Here is a 15,366-nt window from a genome sequence, read left to right on the forward strand (position 1 = left end):
TCAGGTCAGGTTGCCGTCGTTGCAGAGGCTCGCGGATCGCCACGAGCGCTGTGGCCCGGTGCCTCCGTCGAAGGTCCACATGTCGATCGACTCCGCGGCCTTCCAGTACACGGCGCCGTTCCGGTCCGCGACAACCTGGTACACGTCTTCGGCGCCTTCGATCAGTTGACTGCCGACGCAATAGTCGTTGTACGAGGTTCCCGGCTGCCGCGCTCCCGGACTGAACAGTCCGGTCGGGTTCGTGGACGCACCGGGGTTGTGGACGGTGCTGTGCCCGTTCACCGCGTGCCCGCGTACCCAGTTCGGGCCGCCGAAGCGATCGGATCGACAGGTGAAGTTCCAGCCGCCCGCGTTCACCGCCGTGCCCTGTGTGTAGGCGTCCCCGGCCCAGCGGCAGGAGACGGCAGGCTCGGCCGCCGCGGTTCCCGCGCCGACACCGATACCGCCCGCTGTCACCACGGTGATCGCGAGCATGGCCATCGCCTTGGCCTTCGAAGTGCTCCGGTCGGTACCTGTCGGCAGTGCCGTCTCACGTCCGCTCATTGTGAACATCGGCTTCTCTCTTTCGTCGTCTATCCCAACAGCCGATGTCGATCGGGCTTCGGGTACTACACAGTCATGCAATGTGCCGTTGAGTAACGGCATGGTTGAGGGTGAAGAGGGTTTCGGTAATGGCCGCAGAACGGCTTACCTGCACCAGCTCGCCTGTGCCTTGCAGATTTGCCGGCCACCGCCTTGAGGCTGGTAGCTGCGGGGGTTCTGGTTCTGGTTCTGGTTCTGGTGGTAATCGCGCAGGTTCTGTTCCTGCTCGAGGCGTCGCTGGGGATTGTTTTCGTAGTGGTGGTAACCCATGGGGTCGATCTTGTGCGCGCCCGCCGAATCGCCCTGGCTGTAGGAACCGCCGCGGCCGGCCCCGCCGTAGGAATGGTCACCGGGCACTGCGGACGACATCCCCGCACCGGCGGTGATGATGGCGCCGACGATGGCAGTACAGGTAAGCAGGCGGCGGGTGTTGATATTGGTGATCATGGTATTTCTCCGTTCGATTTCGAGCTGTAATCAAGCTTTGCGAGGTCGGGCTAACTGGCGTTTCGCTGGTCAGTTAGTGAAGAGACCGCAGAAGAGCGGACCAGGAATGAATTGCGCTCCGCAGTTCTGGCGACGGTGGTTGTTGTCATTGCGCCTGCGTTCGCGGTTCTCGTCATTGCGCCTGCGTTGGCGCGACGAATCGCTTCCCGATTTGTCACGTCCGTGATGGCTGGGGGATTCGGCCCGCACTGTTGAAGCGGTCGGGCCGGGCTGGGCTAGAACCTGCGCTGGCATCAGCACCGCAGGGGTCACCACCGTTGCGCTCACGATCAGCAGGCCGAGCAGTGTTTTCGTTGCCCGTTGCTGTGGGTTGTGTCCGGTCATCGCTTGCGTCCTTCACGATCTGTAGATCGCCCGGGGATCCCCCGGCTAGCTAGACACTATCTATCGTGCCGCTATATAACGTCACATTAATCGACGGTCCGATAGATGTCCAGAGGTTTTGCCGAGGAATACGCAGTTACGAACAGGTTTCGCAGAGGTTTCGGGAAGGGGTTCGCCGCCTTCGGCTCGGAATCGGGGCAGGCCGGCGGCGTTCGGCGGGTGCGGGTTTCGTGTGCGGCTCGCGGGGGCCGAGGGTGCGGAGGTGATCGGTTCCCGCGGCGCGGGTATCGGAAACTCGTCGCGAAAAGGGGGAACCCGATCGGGTTCGCGCACGTCGAAGACAGCAAAGGGGATTCGAGCTGTTCGATCGTGCGAGGAGGGGTGCGCATGCGGCGTTGTCCGGGATGCCATACGGCGTGGCGGCGGGGGATCAGTGCAAAATCGCGAATATGGCCGGTGCCGCGGGGCGGGGAGGTTTGTGAGCGTTACCCGACGCGGCCGAGGCGGCGGCCTTGGCTCGGGCCCGAATCGGGCTGAGACCATTGATAATTCGGAAGGGCTATTTGTTTCGAGGGCGTCCTTACTCCCTCCGGAAGGCCGGAGGGAGTAAGGATTTCAATGCGAACGCATTATTGCGAACGTGTCACCGATACGCCGTATACATCAGCGGACTGCGGCCGCGGCGGCGACCATATTGCGCAGCGCAGCCTCCACCTCGACCGGTCCCCTTGTCTTCAAGCCACAATCCGGATTGACCCAGAGTCGTTCGGCGGGAACGGCTTTCAGCGCCGCACGCAGCGACGTGGTGATCTCCTCGACGCTCGGCACCCGCGGCGAATGGATGTCGTAGACACCGGGTCCGACGCCGAGGTCGAAGCCCGCGGCATTGAGGTCGTCGAGCACCTCCATGTGCGAGCGGGCCGCCTCGATCGACGTCACGTCGGCGTCGAGGCCCGCGATCGCGTCGATGACCTCACCGAACTCCGAATAGCAGAGGTGGGTGTGGACCTGGGTGGCATCCGAAACGCCCGATGTCGCCAGCCGGAACGCCTGTACCGACCAGTCGAGGTAGGCGGGTTGATCGGCCGCACGCAGCGGCAGCAGTTCTCGCAGCGCGGGTTCGTCGACCTGGACGATCCGAATGCCTGCGGCCTGCAGATCCACCGTCTCGTCCCGGATCGCCAGCGCCACTTGCCGTGCCGAGTCCGCGAGCGATTGGTCGTCGCGCACGAAAGACCAGGCCAGGATCGTCACCGGACCGGTGAGCATGCCCTTGACCGGCTTGTCGGTCAGCGACTGGGCATAGCTGATCCAATCGACGGTCATCGGGGTGCGTCGCGCCACGTCGCCGTAGAGGATCGGCGGCCGCACGCAGCGGGTGCCGTAGGACTGCACCCACCCCGCCTCGGTGGCGGCGAAGCCGTCGAGCTGTTCGGCGAAGTACTGCACCATGTCGTTGCGCTCCGGCTCGCCGTGCACGAGCACGTCCAGCCCCAGCTTCTCTTGCAGCGCTACGACATCGGCAATCTCCGCACGCATCCTACGGACATACTCGGCGTTGTCGATGTCACCCTTGCGCAGCGCGGCCCGTGCCAATCGGATCGCTGAGGTCTGCGGGTAGGAGCCGATCGTCGTGGTCGGCAGCGCGGGCAACCGCAGCCGTTCGGCCTGCAATACCCGACGCTGCTCGGCGGGCGCCCGCCGGAGGGCGTCCGGTCCGAGCGCGGCAAGCCTGGCCCGCACCTTCGGATCGTCGAGCCGTATATCCGCGCGCCTGCTCGCCAAAGCCGCACGGACCGTCCCCAACTCGGTGGTGATGGTTTCGGTGCCCTCGTTCAGCGCGGTAGCGAGCAGCCGCACCTCGGCGACCTTTTCCGCACCGAACGCCAGCCATGACCGCAGCTGCGCGTCCAGGCCGGTTTCGGTGTCGAGGGTGTAGGGCACATGCAACAGCGAGCAGGAGCTCGATACCGCCACCGTCGTAGCGGAACCGAGCAGAGTGCCGAGTGTGGCAAGGGCGCGATCGAGGTCGGCACGCCACACATTGCGGCCATCGACCACACCGGCGACCAGCAGCTTGCCCGCAAGTGCCGGTACCGCAACCACTTCCGAGAGCTCGGTGACCGCGGTGAAATCGAGTGCGATGCCCTCGATCTCGGTGCCTGCCAGTGCGGTGAGCGCGGCGCCCGGCTTGCCGAAGTAGGTTGCCACCAGGATCGCCGGACGATCCTTGGCCGCCGACAGCTCGGCGTAAGTGTTTCCTATCAGCTCGATTTCGTCGTCGGTGAGATCGGTGACCACGACCGGCTCGTCGAGCTGCACCCACTCGGCTCCCGCGGCGGCGAGCAGTCGCAGCAGCTCACCGTAGAGCGGAACGAGCTCGCCGAGGCGATCAAGTGCCGAGCCGCCGCTCGCCTTCGCCAGCTTCAGGAAGGTAATCGGACCGACGACGACCGGCCGTGCTGGCACCTCGGCGGCAAGCGCCTCGCGCAGCTGCTCCAAGAGCTGCTCGGGGTGCAGCGAAAATGCGGTGTCAGGGCAGATTTCCGGCACCAGATAGTGATAGTTGGTGTCGAACCACTTGGTCATCTCCAGCGGCTCGACGGTGTCGGTGCCGCGCGCGGCGGCGAAATAACGGTCCAGCGGATCGGCGATCCCTGCCACCCTCGGCGGCAGCGCGCCGAGCAGCGCGGCGGTGTCGAGCACCTGGTCGTAGTAGGAGAAGGTGCCGACGGGGATCGAATCGAGTCCGGCGGCCTGTAGTTCGGCGAGCTGGGTGCGCCGCAGGTCGCGTGCGACGGCGTGCAGCTGCCCGGCGTCGATGCGCCCGGCCCAATAGGACTCGGTGGCGCGCTTGAGCTCACGCTGCGGCCCCACCCGCGGTAGGCCGAGAACCGTTGCGGTGAACGGTGTGTAGTGCGAAACAGTCACGATGTTTCTCCAGTGCTGAGTTCGAGAGGCCAGACGCCCTACGAGCACGCGGAAACCAAGTGACATGCCGGAGGAACCGACAACAGAGCCCGACACGTCGCACTGGTCCGCGCGCCCAATCCACGAGGCGGTGGCCGCCGGATACGGCGTATCCGGCACGGCTGGCAGGTCTTCGGACTTGCGGGCACGGGCCTTCTGGCCGACCCCGGCCTGCGCCGGGGCTCACCTACTGGCCGTCGCTTCCCGAGCCGCCGGGCTAGGTGCCCATGGAGCTCAGTGCTTATGACGGCGGTCGTTCCTGCATACCGCTGCGGGACAGTCCCGGAATCTCACCGGGTTCCCTCTTCACCCGCACACCTGACATACAGATGAGCGAGCTTCGGCTCCGGCACGCGACGTCGGGGCTCCAACTCGTCTGCGTACCGGCGAACCAGCTGCACATCCAGCATAGGCAGCGCCTGCGGCGCTGCGTGTTCGCGGGGCTGTGTTTTTTTGGCGACGCCTGCGGCGTCGCGTGTTCGCGGCCCCCTTGGTCTCGCGTCCGAGCGTCCGAGACTCGCGCCTGCGGCGCATGCGCTTCGGACGCTCGGACGCGAGACGGGCCGCGAACTCTAGTGCTCGGTCTCGCTTCGCTCGGAATACGGGGTCGTGGCGAGTGGGCGCGTTGGTGGTGATGCTTGCGACGGGGATGCGATAACACCTGGCACGGGCGTGCGAACAACCGGCGCCATGGGTACTGCAATATAAACACTGCATTAACGCAACTTCGCAAGCGTGCTAGGTCGCGTTGTGAAGATTCTTGCGAAGGGACCTTGCGTGCCAGGGGCCGGTTCGGGGGCGGGTACGTTGGATCAATGTTCTCGAAAGTCTTGGTTGCCAACCGCGGCGAAATCGCGATTCGGGCCTTCCGCGCGGCCTATGAGCTCGGCATCGGAACCGTCGCGGTTTTCCCGTACGAGGACCGCAACTCGGTCCATCGGTTGAAGGCGGCCGAGTCCTACCAGATCGGTGAAGAGGGCCATCCCGTCCGGGCGTACCTGTCCATCGACGCCATTATCGAGGCCGCCAAGTCGGCGGGCGCCGACGCGATCTACCCGGGCTATGGCTTCCTGTCCGAGAATCCCGATCTCGCCGCCGCCTGTGCCCGCGAGGGCATCACCTTCATCGGCCCGTCGGCGGAGGTGCTGGAGCTGGCAGGCAACAAGGCCCGCGCGATCGCCGCTGCGAAGGTGGCGGGGCTGCCGGTGCTGCGGTCGAGCGAGCCGTCGGCGGATGTCGAGGAGCTGCTGGCGGCTGCCCAGCAGCTGGACTTCCCGATCTTCGTGAAGGCCGTCGCAGGTGGCGGTGGCCGCGGTATGCGCCGTGTCGCCGCTCCCGAGCAGCTGCGCGAGTCGATCGAGGCCGCGTCCAGGGAGGCCGAGTCGGCCTTCGGTGATCCGACGGTGTTCCTCGAGCAGGCCGTGATCAACCCGCGCCACATCGAGGTGCAGATTCTCGCCGACCAGCACGGCAACGTGATGCACCTGTTCGAGCGGGACTGTTCGTTGCAGCGCAGGCACCAGAAGGTGATCGAGCTCGCGCCTGCGCCGAATCTCGATCCCGTGCTGCGCGAGCGGATTTGCGCGGACGCGGTGGCCTTCGCTCGACAGATCGGCTATAGCTGCGCGGGCACCGTCGAGTTCCTGCTCGACGAGCGCGGCAAGCATGTCTTCATCGAGATGAACCCGCGCATCCAGGTCGAGCACACGGTGACCGAAGAGATCACCGACGTCGACCTGGTGCAGTCGCAGCTGCGCATCGCGGCGGGGGAGACGCTCGAACAGCTCGGCCTGAGCCAGGAGACCGTGCTGATCCGCGGCGCCGCGTTGCAGTGCCGTATCACCACCGAGGACCCGGCCAACGGTTTCCGTCCCGACACCGGCCGCATCACCGCCTACCGCACACCCGGTGGCGCCGGCATCCGCCTCGACGGCGGCGCGAACCTCGGCGCCGAAGTCGGCGCCTACTTCGACTCGATGCTGGTGAAGCTGACCTGCCGTGGCCGCGACTTCGAGACCGCGATCGCGCGGGCGCGGCGTGCGGTGGCGGAGTTCCGAATCCGCGGTGTGGCGACCAATATTCCGTTCTTGCAGGCCGTGCTCGACGACCCCGACTTCCGTGCGGGCCGGGTCACCACCTCGTTCATCGAGGAGCGCCCGCAGCTGCTGACCCTGCGTGGATCGGCCGACCGTGGCACCAAGATTCTCAACTATCTGGCCGATGTCACCGTGAACAAGCCACACGGGGACCGACCGACCACGGTCTACCCCCATGACAAGCTGCCCGCGATCGATCTGACGGTGCCGCCGCCCGCCGGTTCCCGGCAACGGCTGCTGACCCTCGGCCCCGAGGGTTTCGCACGCGCGTTACGCGAACAGAATGCCGTCGCAGTCACCGATACCACCTTCCGCGACGCACATCAGTCGCTGCTCGCCACCAGGGTGCGCACCAACGGCCTGCTCGCCGTGGCCGGACATGTCGCGCGGATGACCCCCGAGCTGTTGTCCATCGAGGCCTGGGGCGGCGCGACTTACGATGTGGCGCTTCGCTTCCTGTACGAGGACCCGTGGGAGCGGCTGGCCGCACTTCGCGAGGCGGTGCCGAACATCTGTTTGCAGATGCTGCTGCGCGGCCGCAACACCGTCGGCTACACGCCGTACCCGGAGCAGGTGACCCGCGCGTTCGTCTCCGAGGCCACCACGACCGGCATCGATATCTTCCGCATCTTCGACGCGCTCAACAATGTCGACCAGATGCGCCCCGCCATTGATGCGGTGCGCGAAACCGGTACCGCCATAGCGGAAGTCGCGATGAGCTACACCGGTGACCTGTCGAACCCGGACGAGTCTCTCTACACCCTCGACTACTACCTGAAGCTCGCCGAGCAGATCGTGGACGCGGGCGCACACGTCCTCGCCATCAAGGACATGGCGGGACTGCTGCGCGCCCCCGCCGCCGCCACGCTGGTGACCGCGCTGCGCAGCAACTTCGACCTGCCGGTGCATGTACACACCCACGACACCCCCGGCGGGCAGCTGGCCACTTATCTGGCCGCATGGCAGGCCGGTGCCGATGCCGTCGACGGCGCGAGCGCCTCCATGGCGGGTACCACCAGCCAGCCCGCGCTCTCGGCGATTGTCGCGGCCGCGGCGCACAGCACCTACGACACCGGCCTGAATCTCCAGAACGTCTGTGATCTCGAGCCGTTCTGGGAGGCGCTGCGAAAGGTGTACGCGCCCTTCGAATCCGGGCTTCCCGCACCGACCGGCCGGGTCTACACCCACGAGATTCCCGGCGGTCAGCTGTCGAACCTGCGTCAGCAGGCCATCGCGCTCGGGCTCGGTGACCGTTTCGAAGAGGTCGAGGCGAAATACGCGGCGGCCGACCGGCTGCTCGGTCGCCTCGTCAAGGTGACCCCTTCGTCCAAGGTGGTCGGCGACCTCGCGCTCGCCCTGGTCGGCACCGATGTCGACGTCGAGGACTTCGCCACCGATCCCGGTCGCTATGACATTCCCGATTCGGTCATCGGTTTCCTGCGTGGGGAACTCGGCACCCCGGCGGGCGGCTGGCCGGAGCCGTTCCGCAGCAGGGCGCTGGCCGGCCGTGGCCCCGCGAAGCCGGAGACCACGTTGACCGTCGAGGACGAGGCCGGGCTCGCGGGTTCCTCGCAGCAACGCCGAGACACATTGAACCGGTTGCTGTTCCCCGCGCCCACCGCCGAATTCCTCGCGCACCGTGAGAAGTACGGCGACACCTCCGGGCTGTCGGCGAATCAGTTCTTCTACGGCTTGCGCCGCGGCGAGGAGCATCGCGTGCAGTTGGAGAAGGGCGTCACCCTGCTCATCGGCCTGGAGGCCATCTCGGAGCCCGACGAGCGCGGCATGCGCACGGTGATGTGCATCCTCAATGGTCAGCTTCGTCCCGTCGCCGTTCGTGACAGGTCTATCGCCAGCGAGATCCCGGCGGCGGAGAAGGCGGACAAGGCCAATTCCGGTCACATCGCGGCGCCCTTCGCAGGCGTGGTGACGTTGGCGGTGTCGGAAGGCGATTCGATCGCCGCGGGCGACCCCATCGGCACCATCGAGGCGATGAAGATGGAGGCCGCGATAACCGCGCCGCGCGGTGGCACCGTCGGCAGGATCGCGATCGGGCGAGTACAGCAGGTCGAGGGCGGCGATCTGCTTGTCGAGCTGACCGTGCGTGAGTCCACAAGTGATCGTGTGCGGGCTGCTCGAAGTGATCTGCCTGAATGACGCGGATCGTCGCGGGGACAGCAGGCGGGCGGCGGCTCCGGGTGCCGCCCGCGGGGACACGGCCCACTTCCGATCGGGTGCGTGAGGCCCTGTTCAGCGCGCTCGACGCTCGGATGGATTTCGGCGGTGTCCGTGTCCTCGACCTCTACGCGGGTTCCGGCGCGCTCGGACTCGAGGCGCTCTCCCGTGGCGCAGGGCAGGCACTGCTGATCGAATCCGACCGCAGGGCCGCCATAGTCGTGCGCGGCAATATCGCCGACCTCGGTCTGCCGGGCGCGGAGCTGCGCGTCGGCGCGGTCGCGGCGGTCTTGGCGCAGGGCGGCGGCGGCGCGTACGACCTGGTGCTCTCGGACCCGCCCTACGACGTGGACACCGCGACGGTGACCGACGACATTCGTGCATTGGCCGAGCGTGGCTGGCTCAACCCCGGTGCGTTGGTCGTCGTGGAGCGTTCCATCCGTTCGCCCGAGATCGACTGGCCCGCAGGGTATGTCCCGGAGAAGACACGCAAGTACGGCGAGACCAGAGTCGAGCTCGCCGAATTCGTAGAGGAGTCGCCTGCTAGCGTTTGAGCTATGGCAGGAGCGTTGTGCCCGGGCTCGTTCGACCCGGTGACCAATGGACACATCGACGTCTTCAACCGGGTCTCGACCCAGTTCGACGAGGTCGTGGTGACCGTCATGATCAACAAGAACAAGCAGGGCATGTTCAGCGTCGAGGAACGCATGGAGATGCTGCGCGAGGCCACGGCGCATCTGCCCAATATTCGGGTGGAGTCGTGGTACGGCCTGCTCGTCGACTTCGCGAAGGAACAAGGCATCACCGCGATCGTCAAGGGCCTTCGCGACGCGGGTGACTTCGGCTACGAGCTGCAGATGGCGCAGATGAACAAGCGGCTCTCCGGCGTGGACACTTTCTTCATCGCCACCAACCCGGCCTTCAGCTTCTTGTCCAGTTCCCTTGTCAAGGAGGTGGCGACCTTCGGCGGCGACATCACCGACATGCTCCCGCCCGCGGTCCACAAGCGCCTCTTGGACCGGCTCGCGGCCCGCCGCACCTGAGTCTCGAGGCCAGACCCAGGTGCTGTGGTCACAACCGAGCAGCTGGGTATCGCCGACCCTACGTGTGCGCTGATGCGAGCTCTTCTTCGCCGTTGGCCTCGAGCAAATTCGGTCAGTACAGGTGCACGCCAGATGCAACGGAATGATTGAGAAAGAGTATTGCGGGATAGGTGGCACAGAATGACCAGAAGAACCCGTTCAACCCCATTGCTCCCGCGCAAACAATATGAAATATGGCCGCAGTCGCGAACAGTGAGATGAGAATCAACTGCGGCATCAGAGGAGCAAAAAGGAAAGCGGATTCAAAAGCAATCGTCATCCAACAGCTCCCGATCGCTACTGCGGGGTATTTCTGCAGTAAACCCACCGAGCTGCCGGGACCATACGTTCGTGTTAATAGTATGGCGGGGATGGCTTCGCCGCTACGCCACATCGGGCTGATCAACTTTGCAACCCCTGACGTCCCGTAGGCAAGGCATGCTTGCAGTCCAATGAAATAGAGGCCCGCCTGAGGTAGCCAGTCGGCAAAGCCCAGCGCTAATGAGATTGCGAACGCGACACTAAGGATGGTTAGCATCTGATGTGAGCCGTCTTCACCGCCGTTCATCAGAAGCCAATCTGAAACCAGGATCGTCCCTGCCACGACGCCCCAGCAGGCCATCATGATCGAATACGTGTCCGAGCTACAGATGAGAGCCACTCCTGCCACAAGCCGAACAATAAGTAAGCCCACATTTAGCCGAGCACTGCTCGCGAGTCGATCATAAACAGGCCTAAGACGAATACTTGTGTCTGCAATTGCAAGACAAACCCTTGGATCGTATGCGCCCCCGAACCTCAGTGCTCGAATCCTGGCCAGGCGCTCGGCGCTACTGATCGCAATCCAAACGCCAGCTATTCGGCTACACAGCATGTACGTTGTCTCGATATCCAGGGTCGTCAAACAAGCACCCCCTCGAACCTGTGAAATTCACTAATGAACGATATATGCCGATCATTCAGCCGTCGACCTCGAGCATTCTCCGCAATGACGAACTGTCGCGCTTCGGCACCACTTGACGGCGGCATGTGCATAACGATGTTCAGCAGTGTCAAATATGAACTCGACAGCAGGATTGCTCTGAGGTCTCGGTCACTCTTCTTAAGTGCATGCAGTTGCTCGAATAGCGAGGCAATGCAGTCTGCCAGAATCTTGTTTTCATACTTGCGCGGATTCCAGATGAAATGAAACCAACGCCTGCCTGGAATTGTTGGAATATACATCACTCCAGTCACCGTTCCGTCTGCAGAACGGTCTCTGTAGAGCAAGTGTATATCGTGCACGCCCGGCCGAGGAGCGAAAAAGGTCCATGCAGGGATCAGTCCGAACACGCTTAACCGTGGGAACATTGCATGGACTCGGTCGGGGATAATCTGCGAAGCCACTGAAAGCGCGAGCCAAATCGAGAACAGTCCGATGACAGTGACTCCGGCAACCACATTCACGATTTCCAACCCCTTCCGGCACGCTCCTTTTCGGCAATCACGACCCCTCTCGGTATTTGCCTCCGCTCAGGTCTCGCCGAAGCTCTATCAACTCCTCGACAGGAATCTCGATGCCGAGCAGCTCTTTGACCGTCAACTCTCCGAGGTCCCTCTTCGCGAGAGAATCTGGAAGTATGGATCGTATGCGGTTGCCCCTTCTGACCCGGTCGTCCCATCTATATATATTCCGTGTCCAGTCTGCGCCTCCCACGAGATCGAACGCATTTATCGAATCGACCCCCTTTTTGTTCAACGCATCCAGTAGGATGTCAAACGCGGCGAGTTCAGATCGCGAAACCTCTTCGTCATCTTTGTTCGACATCCTCGCTCTCCCTCTAGATGAAGCAGGCCGGATTACTGATTGCGCACCGCGGGAGCCGTAATCGTGAAAACACTGCTCGGACTCTGCCTTGGCCGGACTTGAACATCTACTGAAAGCGCGTTCACGATTCTCGCCCCTCTTCGGGAAGGTTACCTTTCGGTAGTCACGGCCCTGTTTTACCTTTGCCTTCACCCAGGTTTCGCCGAAGTTCTAACAACTTCTCAATGGGGATTTCAAGGCCGAGTAGCTCCTTGAGCGTCAGGTCGCCCAGGTCTTTTTTCGCGAGATCATCTGGAAGTATCGATCGGACGCGATGGTGTGGCGTCCAGCTGGCTCTTGCCTCGCGAGCACGCTGTTGCCGTTCGAACGCTCTCCAGTCATCCCTTGCATGCCGCGCAAAGTTTAGGCCTCTCACGAGATCGAACCCATTGATCGAATCGGCCCCCTCTTCCTTCAAAGCGTCCAGAAGGAAGTCGAATTCAGCAAGCTCAGATTGCGACACCTCTTCATCGTCTTTGTCCGACATACTCGCCTCCACTGTGATGGATCAGGCCGGTTTGGCGTCAGTACAGCGAAATCATCTCACACCGTCACCCCGGTTCGGGCTATCTCGCCAATGGTGTTTCCGATGCCTAAACCTACTGAAACAAACCGCTGGAAACACCCTTGGTGAGATAGCCCCCATTGGTGCTGTCGAGCAGAAATGCAGGCTCGCGATCGTGACGACAGGCGAGGAAACTGAAGGCCGCTCAGCGCCGCATCGCCGCGAACTGCCCGTCGACGCCGTCCCGGACGACCCATCCAACGCTGAACTCGACACCGACGAAGCGGCCGGACCAATAGACCGACACACCGGCCTGGGAACGGCCGCCGGTCATCGGCATCCCCACGACCAGACAAAGATGCGGTGCGAGCCGCTCGAGGCTCGCACCGCATCTCGGCAGGTAAGGGCTACTGGCAGCCGCACCCGCTCCCTGCCTTCTCGCCCTGATCGCAGCACGTGGTCTGCCGTTCGGTGCCGCAACACGTCGGCACCGCAGACTGCGCTGGCACATCGGTTCGATCTGCCGCCTCGAACTCATTCGGGTTGGTGCTCATGGTGACCCCAGCCGCCGACAAAGGAACCACCGTCCATAGCCGGGGGTCACAGTGGCCGGGCGTGGTTGCTGGCCAGCCATGTGCTCACGAAATCAGGTGTTAAAAGACCAGGCCGCGTAGTGCCAGGAAGCGCATGCCGCCGACTACCGCGGTGATCGCGAGGATGGCGCTCGCTTCGGCGGCTCCGCCGAGGCCGGGGGTCCACACGTCCATCGCGGCCAGTCCTGCGGTGGTGATGCCGAGGCCGATCAGCGCGAGGCCGCCGCCCTCCCACTGTGCGGTGAACCAGCCGACTCGGCCGGAAGCGTGGAAGGTCAGCTGGCGGTGCAGCTCGTTGGCGATGATGGTGCTCACGACCGACCCGACGACATTGGCGATCAGGGGACCGATGCCGTGCATCGCGAAGAACAGCAGCACGTAGGCGATATTGCTGGACCCGCCGACAAGTGCGAAACGGATCAGCTGGGCGAAGGGCCGATCGCCGCGCAGGTAGCGCATGAGCTGTTCGAACCGGGGACCGACGGACTCTGTCGACCGCAACACCGGGTACGGGCCAACCCACGGGGCGTAGATGCTGGCGGCCGTCGGTCGCGGGATTTCCAGAACAGTCATTGTCTTTCCGATCGAACAGAGCCTCTGGTGGGGACAACAGCGATAGTCATCGCTTTCCTTCCCGTCGACTCGGACAAGTTCTCAAGTACTGCATGTTCAGTATGTACTGAACATTTGAAACCTGTCAATCTATCGACTTCTGGGTGTCCGCCCTTCGGCGTCCTCCGTCCCACTGTCCCGATGGGGGCCTGGGATTCGCTTATGAAGATCTTGTTCTGACCTTCCTGATAAATGTAACACCAAGTGGAGGTAGATCCTCCACTTGATTTTGTGGCGTACGAGACACTGGCACGACACACCGGAGGATGACTCGGCGCTTGCGGTGACGAGGGGCACACTGGGCCTTGGTGAGAAAGTTCGCCGAAGTCCGCAGGAGAGTGGGGTAGTGAGCATGTATCGCGTATTCGAAGCACTCGACGAGCTGGTCGCCATCGTCGAGGAGGCGCGCGGGATCCCGCCGACTCGAAGCTGCATTGTGCCGCGCGGTGACGTGCTCGAGCTGCTCGACGACGTGCGTGACGCGTTGCCGGGCGAGCTCGACGACGCCCAGGACGTGCTCGACCACCGCGATAAGATCGTCACGGACGCGCGCTCGGCCGCCGAAACTACGGTGACCGGCGCCAACGACCAGGCCCGTGAGACCGTCGGATCCGCACGCGAGGAGGCCGATCGGATTCTCTCCGACGCCAAGGCGCACGCCGACCGCATGGTGGCCGAGGCGAGTGCGCACGCCGACCACCTGGTGAGCACCGCACAAGCCGATGCCGACCGCGTCGTCGCCGACGGCAATGCCGAGTTCGAGGCCGTCACCGGCAGGGCCCGCGTCGAATCCGAGCGAATGGCCGAGGCGGGCCAGGCCTCCTACGACCGTTCGGTAGCGGAGGGGCAGGCCGAGCAGGCTCGGCTCATCGCCCAGACCGAGGTGGTGCGCGCCGCGCACGCCGAGTCGGCGCGGGTGATCGACGCGGCGCACGCCGAGGCCGACCGTATGCGCGACGAATGTGACCAGTACGTCGACAGTAAGCTCGCCGAGTTCGAGGAGACTCTCGACAACACCCTGCGGACCGTCGGCCGTGGTCGCCACCAGCTGCGTTCCGGTGCGGGCGCCCCCGACTACGCTGGTGACTACCGCCGCTAGCCGTTTTGGGTATCGGGTAAGCGCTCGCGTATTGTGGATGGTTGCCCATATCCCTTCGAATGTGAGTGAGTTTCGCGATGTCCGCCGGTTCCGGTTCCGCCTCGCGTCCCCGTGCGGCTGCGCGCCGCAATCCGGACGCGTTCTTCGTGCTGGACACCCGCAGCCTGGGGCGTCGCCCGGGAACGATGCAGGAGTTCCATCGCACCGTCACCACGAAGGATCGAATCGGACTGGACCTCATCGCCATCCCCAAGGGTTCCGACGTCGAGCTCGACCTGCGATTGCAGGCGGTGTCCGAGGGTGTGCTGATCACCGGAACGGTGGCCGCGTCCACGGAGGGGGAGTGCACGCGCTGCCTCGAGCCGTTCACCGGTGAGGTGGAGCTCGATCTCACCGAGCTGTTCGCCTACCCCGACAGCGCGACCGAGCAGACCACCGAGGACGACGAGGTCCATCGTCTGGTCGACGACACGATCGACCTGGAACCGGTGATCATCGACGCCATCGGCCTCGAGCTTCCGTTGCAGCCGCTGTGTTCGCCGGACTGCGCCGGACTGTGCGCGGAATGCGGTGTACGGATGGCGATTGCGGGTTCCGATCATGGGCATGAGATACTTGACCCTCGCTGGGCCGGGTTGGCGAAGTTCGCCACCGAGTCGCCCGGCACCGGTGGCCCCGACGCGGGTGCCGCCGACCCCGATCATTAAGACCCGGATCGGCAAAACCGATCTGTGAACTGGCAAGCAATAAGACAATGAGGAGAAGTAGTCGTGGCCGTTCCCAAGCGCCGGATGTCCCGTTCCAACACCAGGTCGCGGCGCAGTCAGTGGAAGGCCACCGCGCCGACCCTGATTACGTGCCCGAACCGCGCCTGTGGGGAGAAGACCCTGCCGCACATCGCGTGCCCCTCCTGCGGCACGTACAAGGGCCGCCAGGTCATCGCCGCTGTCTGATCGTTCGACCTGTCGTATAGAC

At 64.1% G+C, this 15,366-nt stretch carries 16 protein-coding genes and 1 riboswitch; of the genes, 6 read left to right on the forward strand and 10 right to left on the reverse strand.

Annotated elements, in window-relative coordinates:
• From ACLMAJ_RS16945 to metE, 4 genes are all read right to left on the reverse strand, one after another.
• On the reverse strand, positions 1-552 hold the full coding sequence (locus ACLMAJ_RS16945; RefSeq protein WP_412014658.1) for a hypothetical protein: 552 nt from the start codon (positions 550-552) through the stop codon (positions 1-3).
• A 135-nt stretch (positions 553-687) separates the two neighbouring features.
• The gene (locus tag ACLMAJ_RS16950) at positions 688-1,029 is read right to left on the reverse strand and encodes a hypothetical protein (RefSeq protein WP_412014659.1); all 342 of its coding nucleotides are present in this window, start codon (positions 1,027-1,029) and stop codon (positions 688-690) included.
• A gap of 69 nt (positions 1,030-1,098) precedes the next feature.
• A complete protein-coding gene (locus ACLMAJ_RS16955) occupies positions 1,099-1,413 on the reverse strand; it encodes a hypothetical protein (protein ID WP_412014660.1) in 315 nt (104 codons plus the stop codon).
• A 663-nt stretch (positions 1,414-2,076) separates the two neighbouring features.
• Positions 2,077-4,410 (reverse strand): 5-methyltetrahydropteroyltriglutamate--homocysteine S-methyltransferase, encoded by a 2,334-nt coding sequence (metE, locus tag ACLMAJ_RS16960; protein WP_412014661.1) that lies wholly within the window; start codon positions 4,408-4,410, stop codon positions 2,077-2,079.
• Positions 4,411-4,490: 80 nt separating this feature from the next.
• A riboswitch (cobalamin riboswitch) is annotated at positions 4,491-4,720 on the reverse strand.
• 478 nt (positions 4,721-5,198) lie between these two features.
• Between metE and ACLMAJ_RS16965 the strand changes: the two genes are divergently transcribed.
• Genes ACLMAJ_RS16965 through coaD form a run of 3 tightly spaced genes read left to right on the forward strand, consistent with a single transcriptional unit; the run spans position 5,199 to position 9,697 of the window.
• Positions 5,199-8,636, forward strand: coding sequence for a pyruvate carboxylase (locus tag ACLMAJ_RS16965; protein ID WP_412014662.1), 3,438 nt, complete (start codon positions 5,199-5,201; stop codon positions 8,634-8,636).
• A complete protein-coding gene (rsmD, locus tag ACLMAJ_RS16970; RefSeq protein ID WP_412014663.1) occupies positions 8,633-9,208 on the forward strand; it encodes a 16S rRNA (guanine(966)-N(2))-methyltransferase RsmD in 576 nt (191 codons plus the stop codon). Before ACLMAJ_RS16965 ends, rsmD begins: the two co-directional genes overlap by 4 nt.
• 3 nt (positions 9,209-9,211) lie before the next feature.
• Positions 9,212-9,697 (forward strand): pantetheine-phosphate adenylyltransferase, encoded by a 486-nt coding sequence (gene coaD / locus ACLMAJ_RS16975; protein ID WP_412014664.1) that lies wholly within the window; start codon positions 9,212-9,214, stop codon positions 9,695-9,697.
• A 112-nt stretch (positions 9,698-9,809) separates the two neighbouring features.
• Here coaD and ACLMAJ_RS16980 read toward each other — a convergent pair whose 3' ends face one another.
• The 6 genes from ACLMAJ_RS16980 to ACLMAJ_RS17005 all read right to left on the reverse strand — a co-directional run bounded on the left by ACLMAJ_RS16980 (position 9,810) and on the right by ACLMAJ_RS17005 (position 13,253).
• Positions 9,810-10,406 carry a hypothetical protein gene (locus ACLMAJ_RS16980; protein WP_412014665.1) on the reverse strand — a complete coding sequence of 199 codons (597 nt, stop codon included), beginning with the start codon at positions 10,404-10,406 and terminating at the stop codon, positions 9,810-9,812.
• A gap of 230 nt (positions 10,407-10,636) precedes the next feature.
• The gene (locus ACLMAJ_RS16985) at positions 10,637-11,191 is read right to left on the reverse strand and encodes a hypothetical protein (protein ID WP_412014666.1); all 555 of its coding nucleotides are present in this window, start codon (positions 11,189-11,191) and stop codon (positions 10,637-10,639) included.
• A 28-nt stretch (positions 11,192-11,219) separates the two neighbouring features.
• Complete coding sequence (locus ACLMAJ_RS16990) at positions 11,220-11,543, reverse strand: hypothetical protein (RefSeq protein ID WP_412014667.1); 324 nt, start codon at positions 11,541-11,543, stop codon at positions 11,220-11,222.
• Positions 11,544-11,706: 163 nt separating this feature from the next.
• Positions 11,707-12,069, reverse strand: a complete 363-nt coding sequence (locus ACLMAJ_RS16995) for a hypothetical protein (RefSeq protein WP_412014668.1) — start codon at positions 12,067-12,069, stop codon at positions 11,707-11,709.
• A gap of 223 nt (positions 12,070-12,292) precedes the next feature.
• Positions 12,293-12,421 carry a hypothetical protein gene (locus tag ACLMAJ_RS17000; protein ID WP_412014669.1) on the reverse strand — a complete coding sequence of 43 codons (129 nt, stop codon included), beginning with the start codon at positions 12,419-12,421 and terminating at the stop codon, positions 12,293-12,295.
• A 319-nt stretch (positions 12,422-12,740) separates the two neighbouring features.
• The gene (locus ACLMAJ_RS17005) at positions 12,741-13,253 is read right to left on the reverse strand and encodes a GtrA family protein (protein WP_412014670.1); all 513 of its coding nucleotides are present in this window, start codon (positions 13,251-13,253) and stop codon (positions 12,741-12,743) included.
• A gap of 391 nt (positions 13,254-13,644) precedes the next feature.
• Between ACLMAJ_RS17005 and ACLMAJ_RS17010 the strand changes: the two genes are divergently transcribed.
• The 3 genes from ACLMAJ_RS17010 (at position 13,645) to rpmF (ending at position 15,344) form a co-directional block, all read left to right on the forward strand.
• Entirely contained in the window at positions 13,645-14,391 is a 747-nt protein-coding gene (locus tag ACLMAJ_RS17010; RefSeq protein WP_412014802.1) for a DivIVA domain-containing protein, read from the forward strand.
• A 77-nt stretch (positions 14,392-14,468) separates the two neighbouring features.
• Positions 14,469-15,098, forward strand: a complete 630-nt coding sequence (locus tag ACLMAJ_RS17015) for a YceD family protein (RefSeq protein ID WP_412014671.1) — start codon at positions 14,469-14,471, stop codon at positions 15,096-15,098.
• A 63-nt stretch (positions 15,099-15,161) separates the two neighbouring features.
• Complete coding sequence (gene rpmF, locus ACLMAJ_RS17020; RefSeq protein WP_412014672.1) at positions 15,162-15,344, forward strand: 50S ribosomal protein L32; 183 nt, start codon at positions 15,162-15,164, stop codon at positions 15,342-15,344.
• Positions 15,345-15,366 lie beyond the last annotated feature (22 nt).

Source organism: Nocardia arseniciresistens (assembly GCF_046764875.1).
Lineage (GTDB): Bacteria > Actinomycetota > Actinomycetes > Mycobacteriales > Mycobacteriaceae > Nocardia > Nocardia arseniciresistens.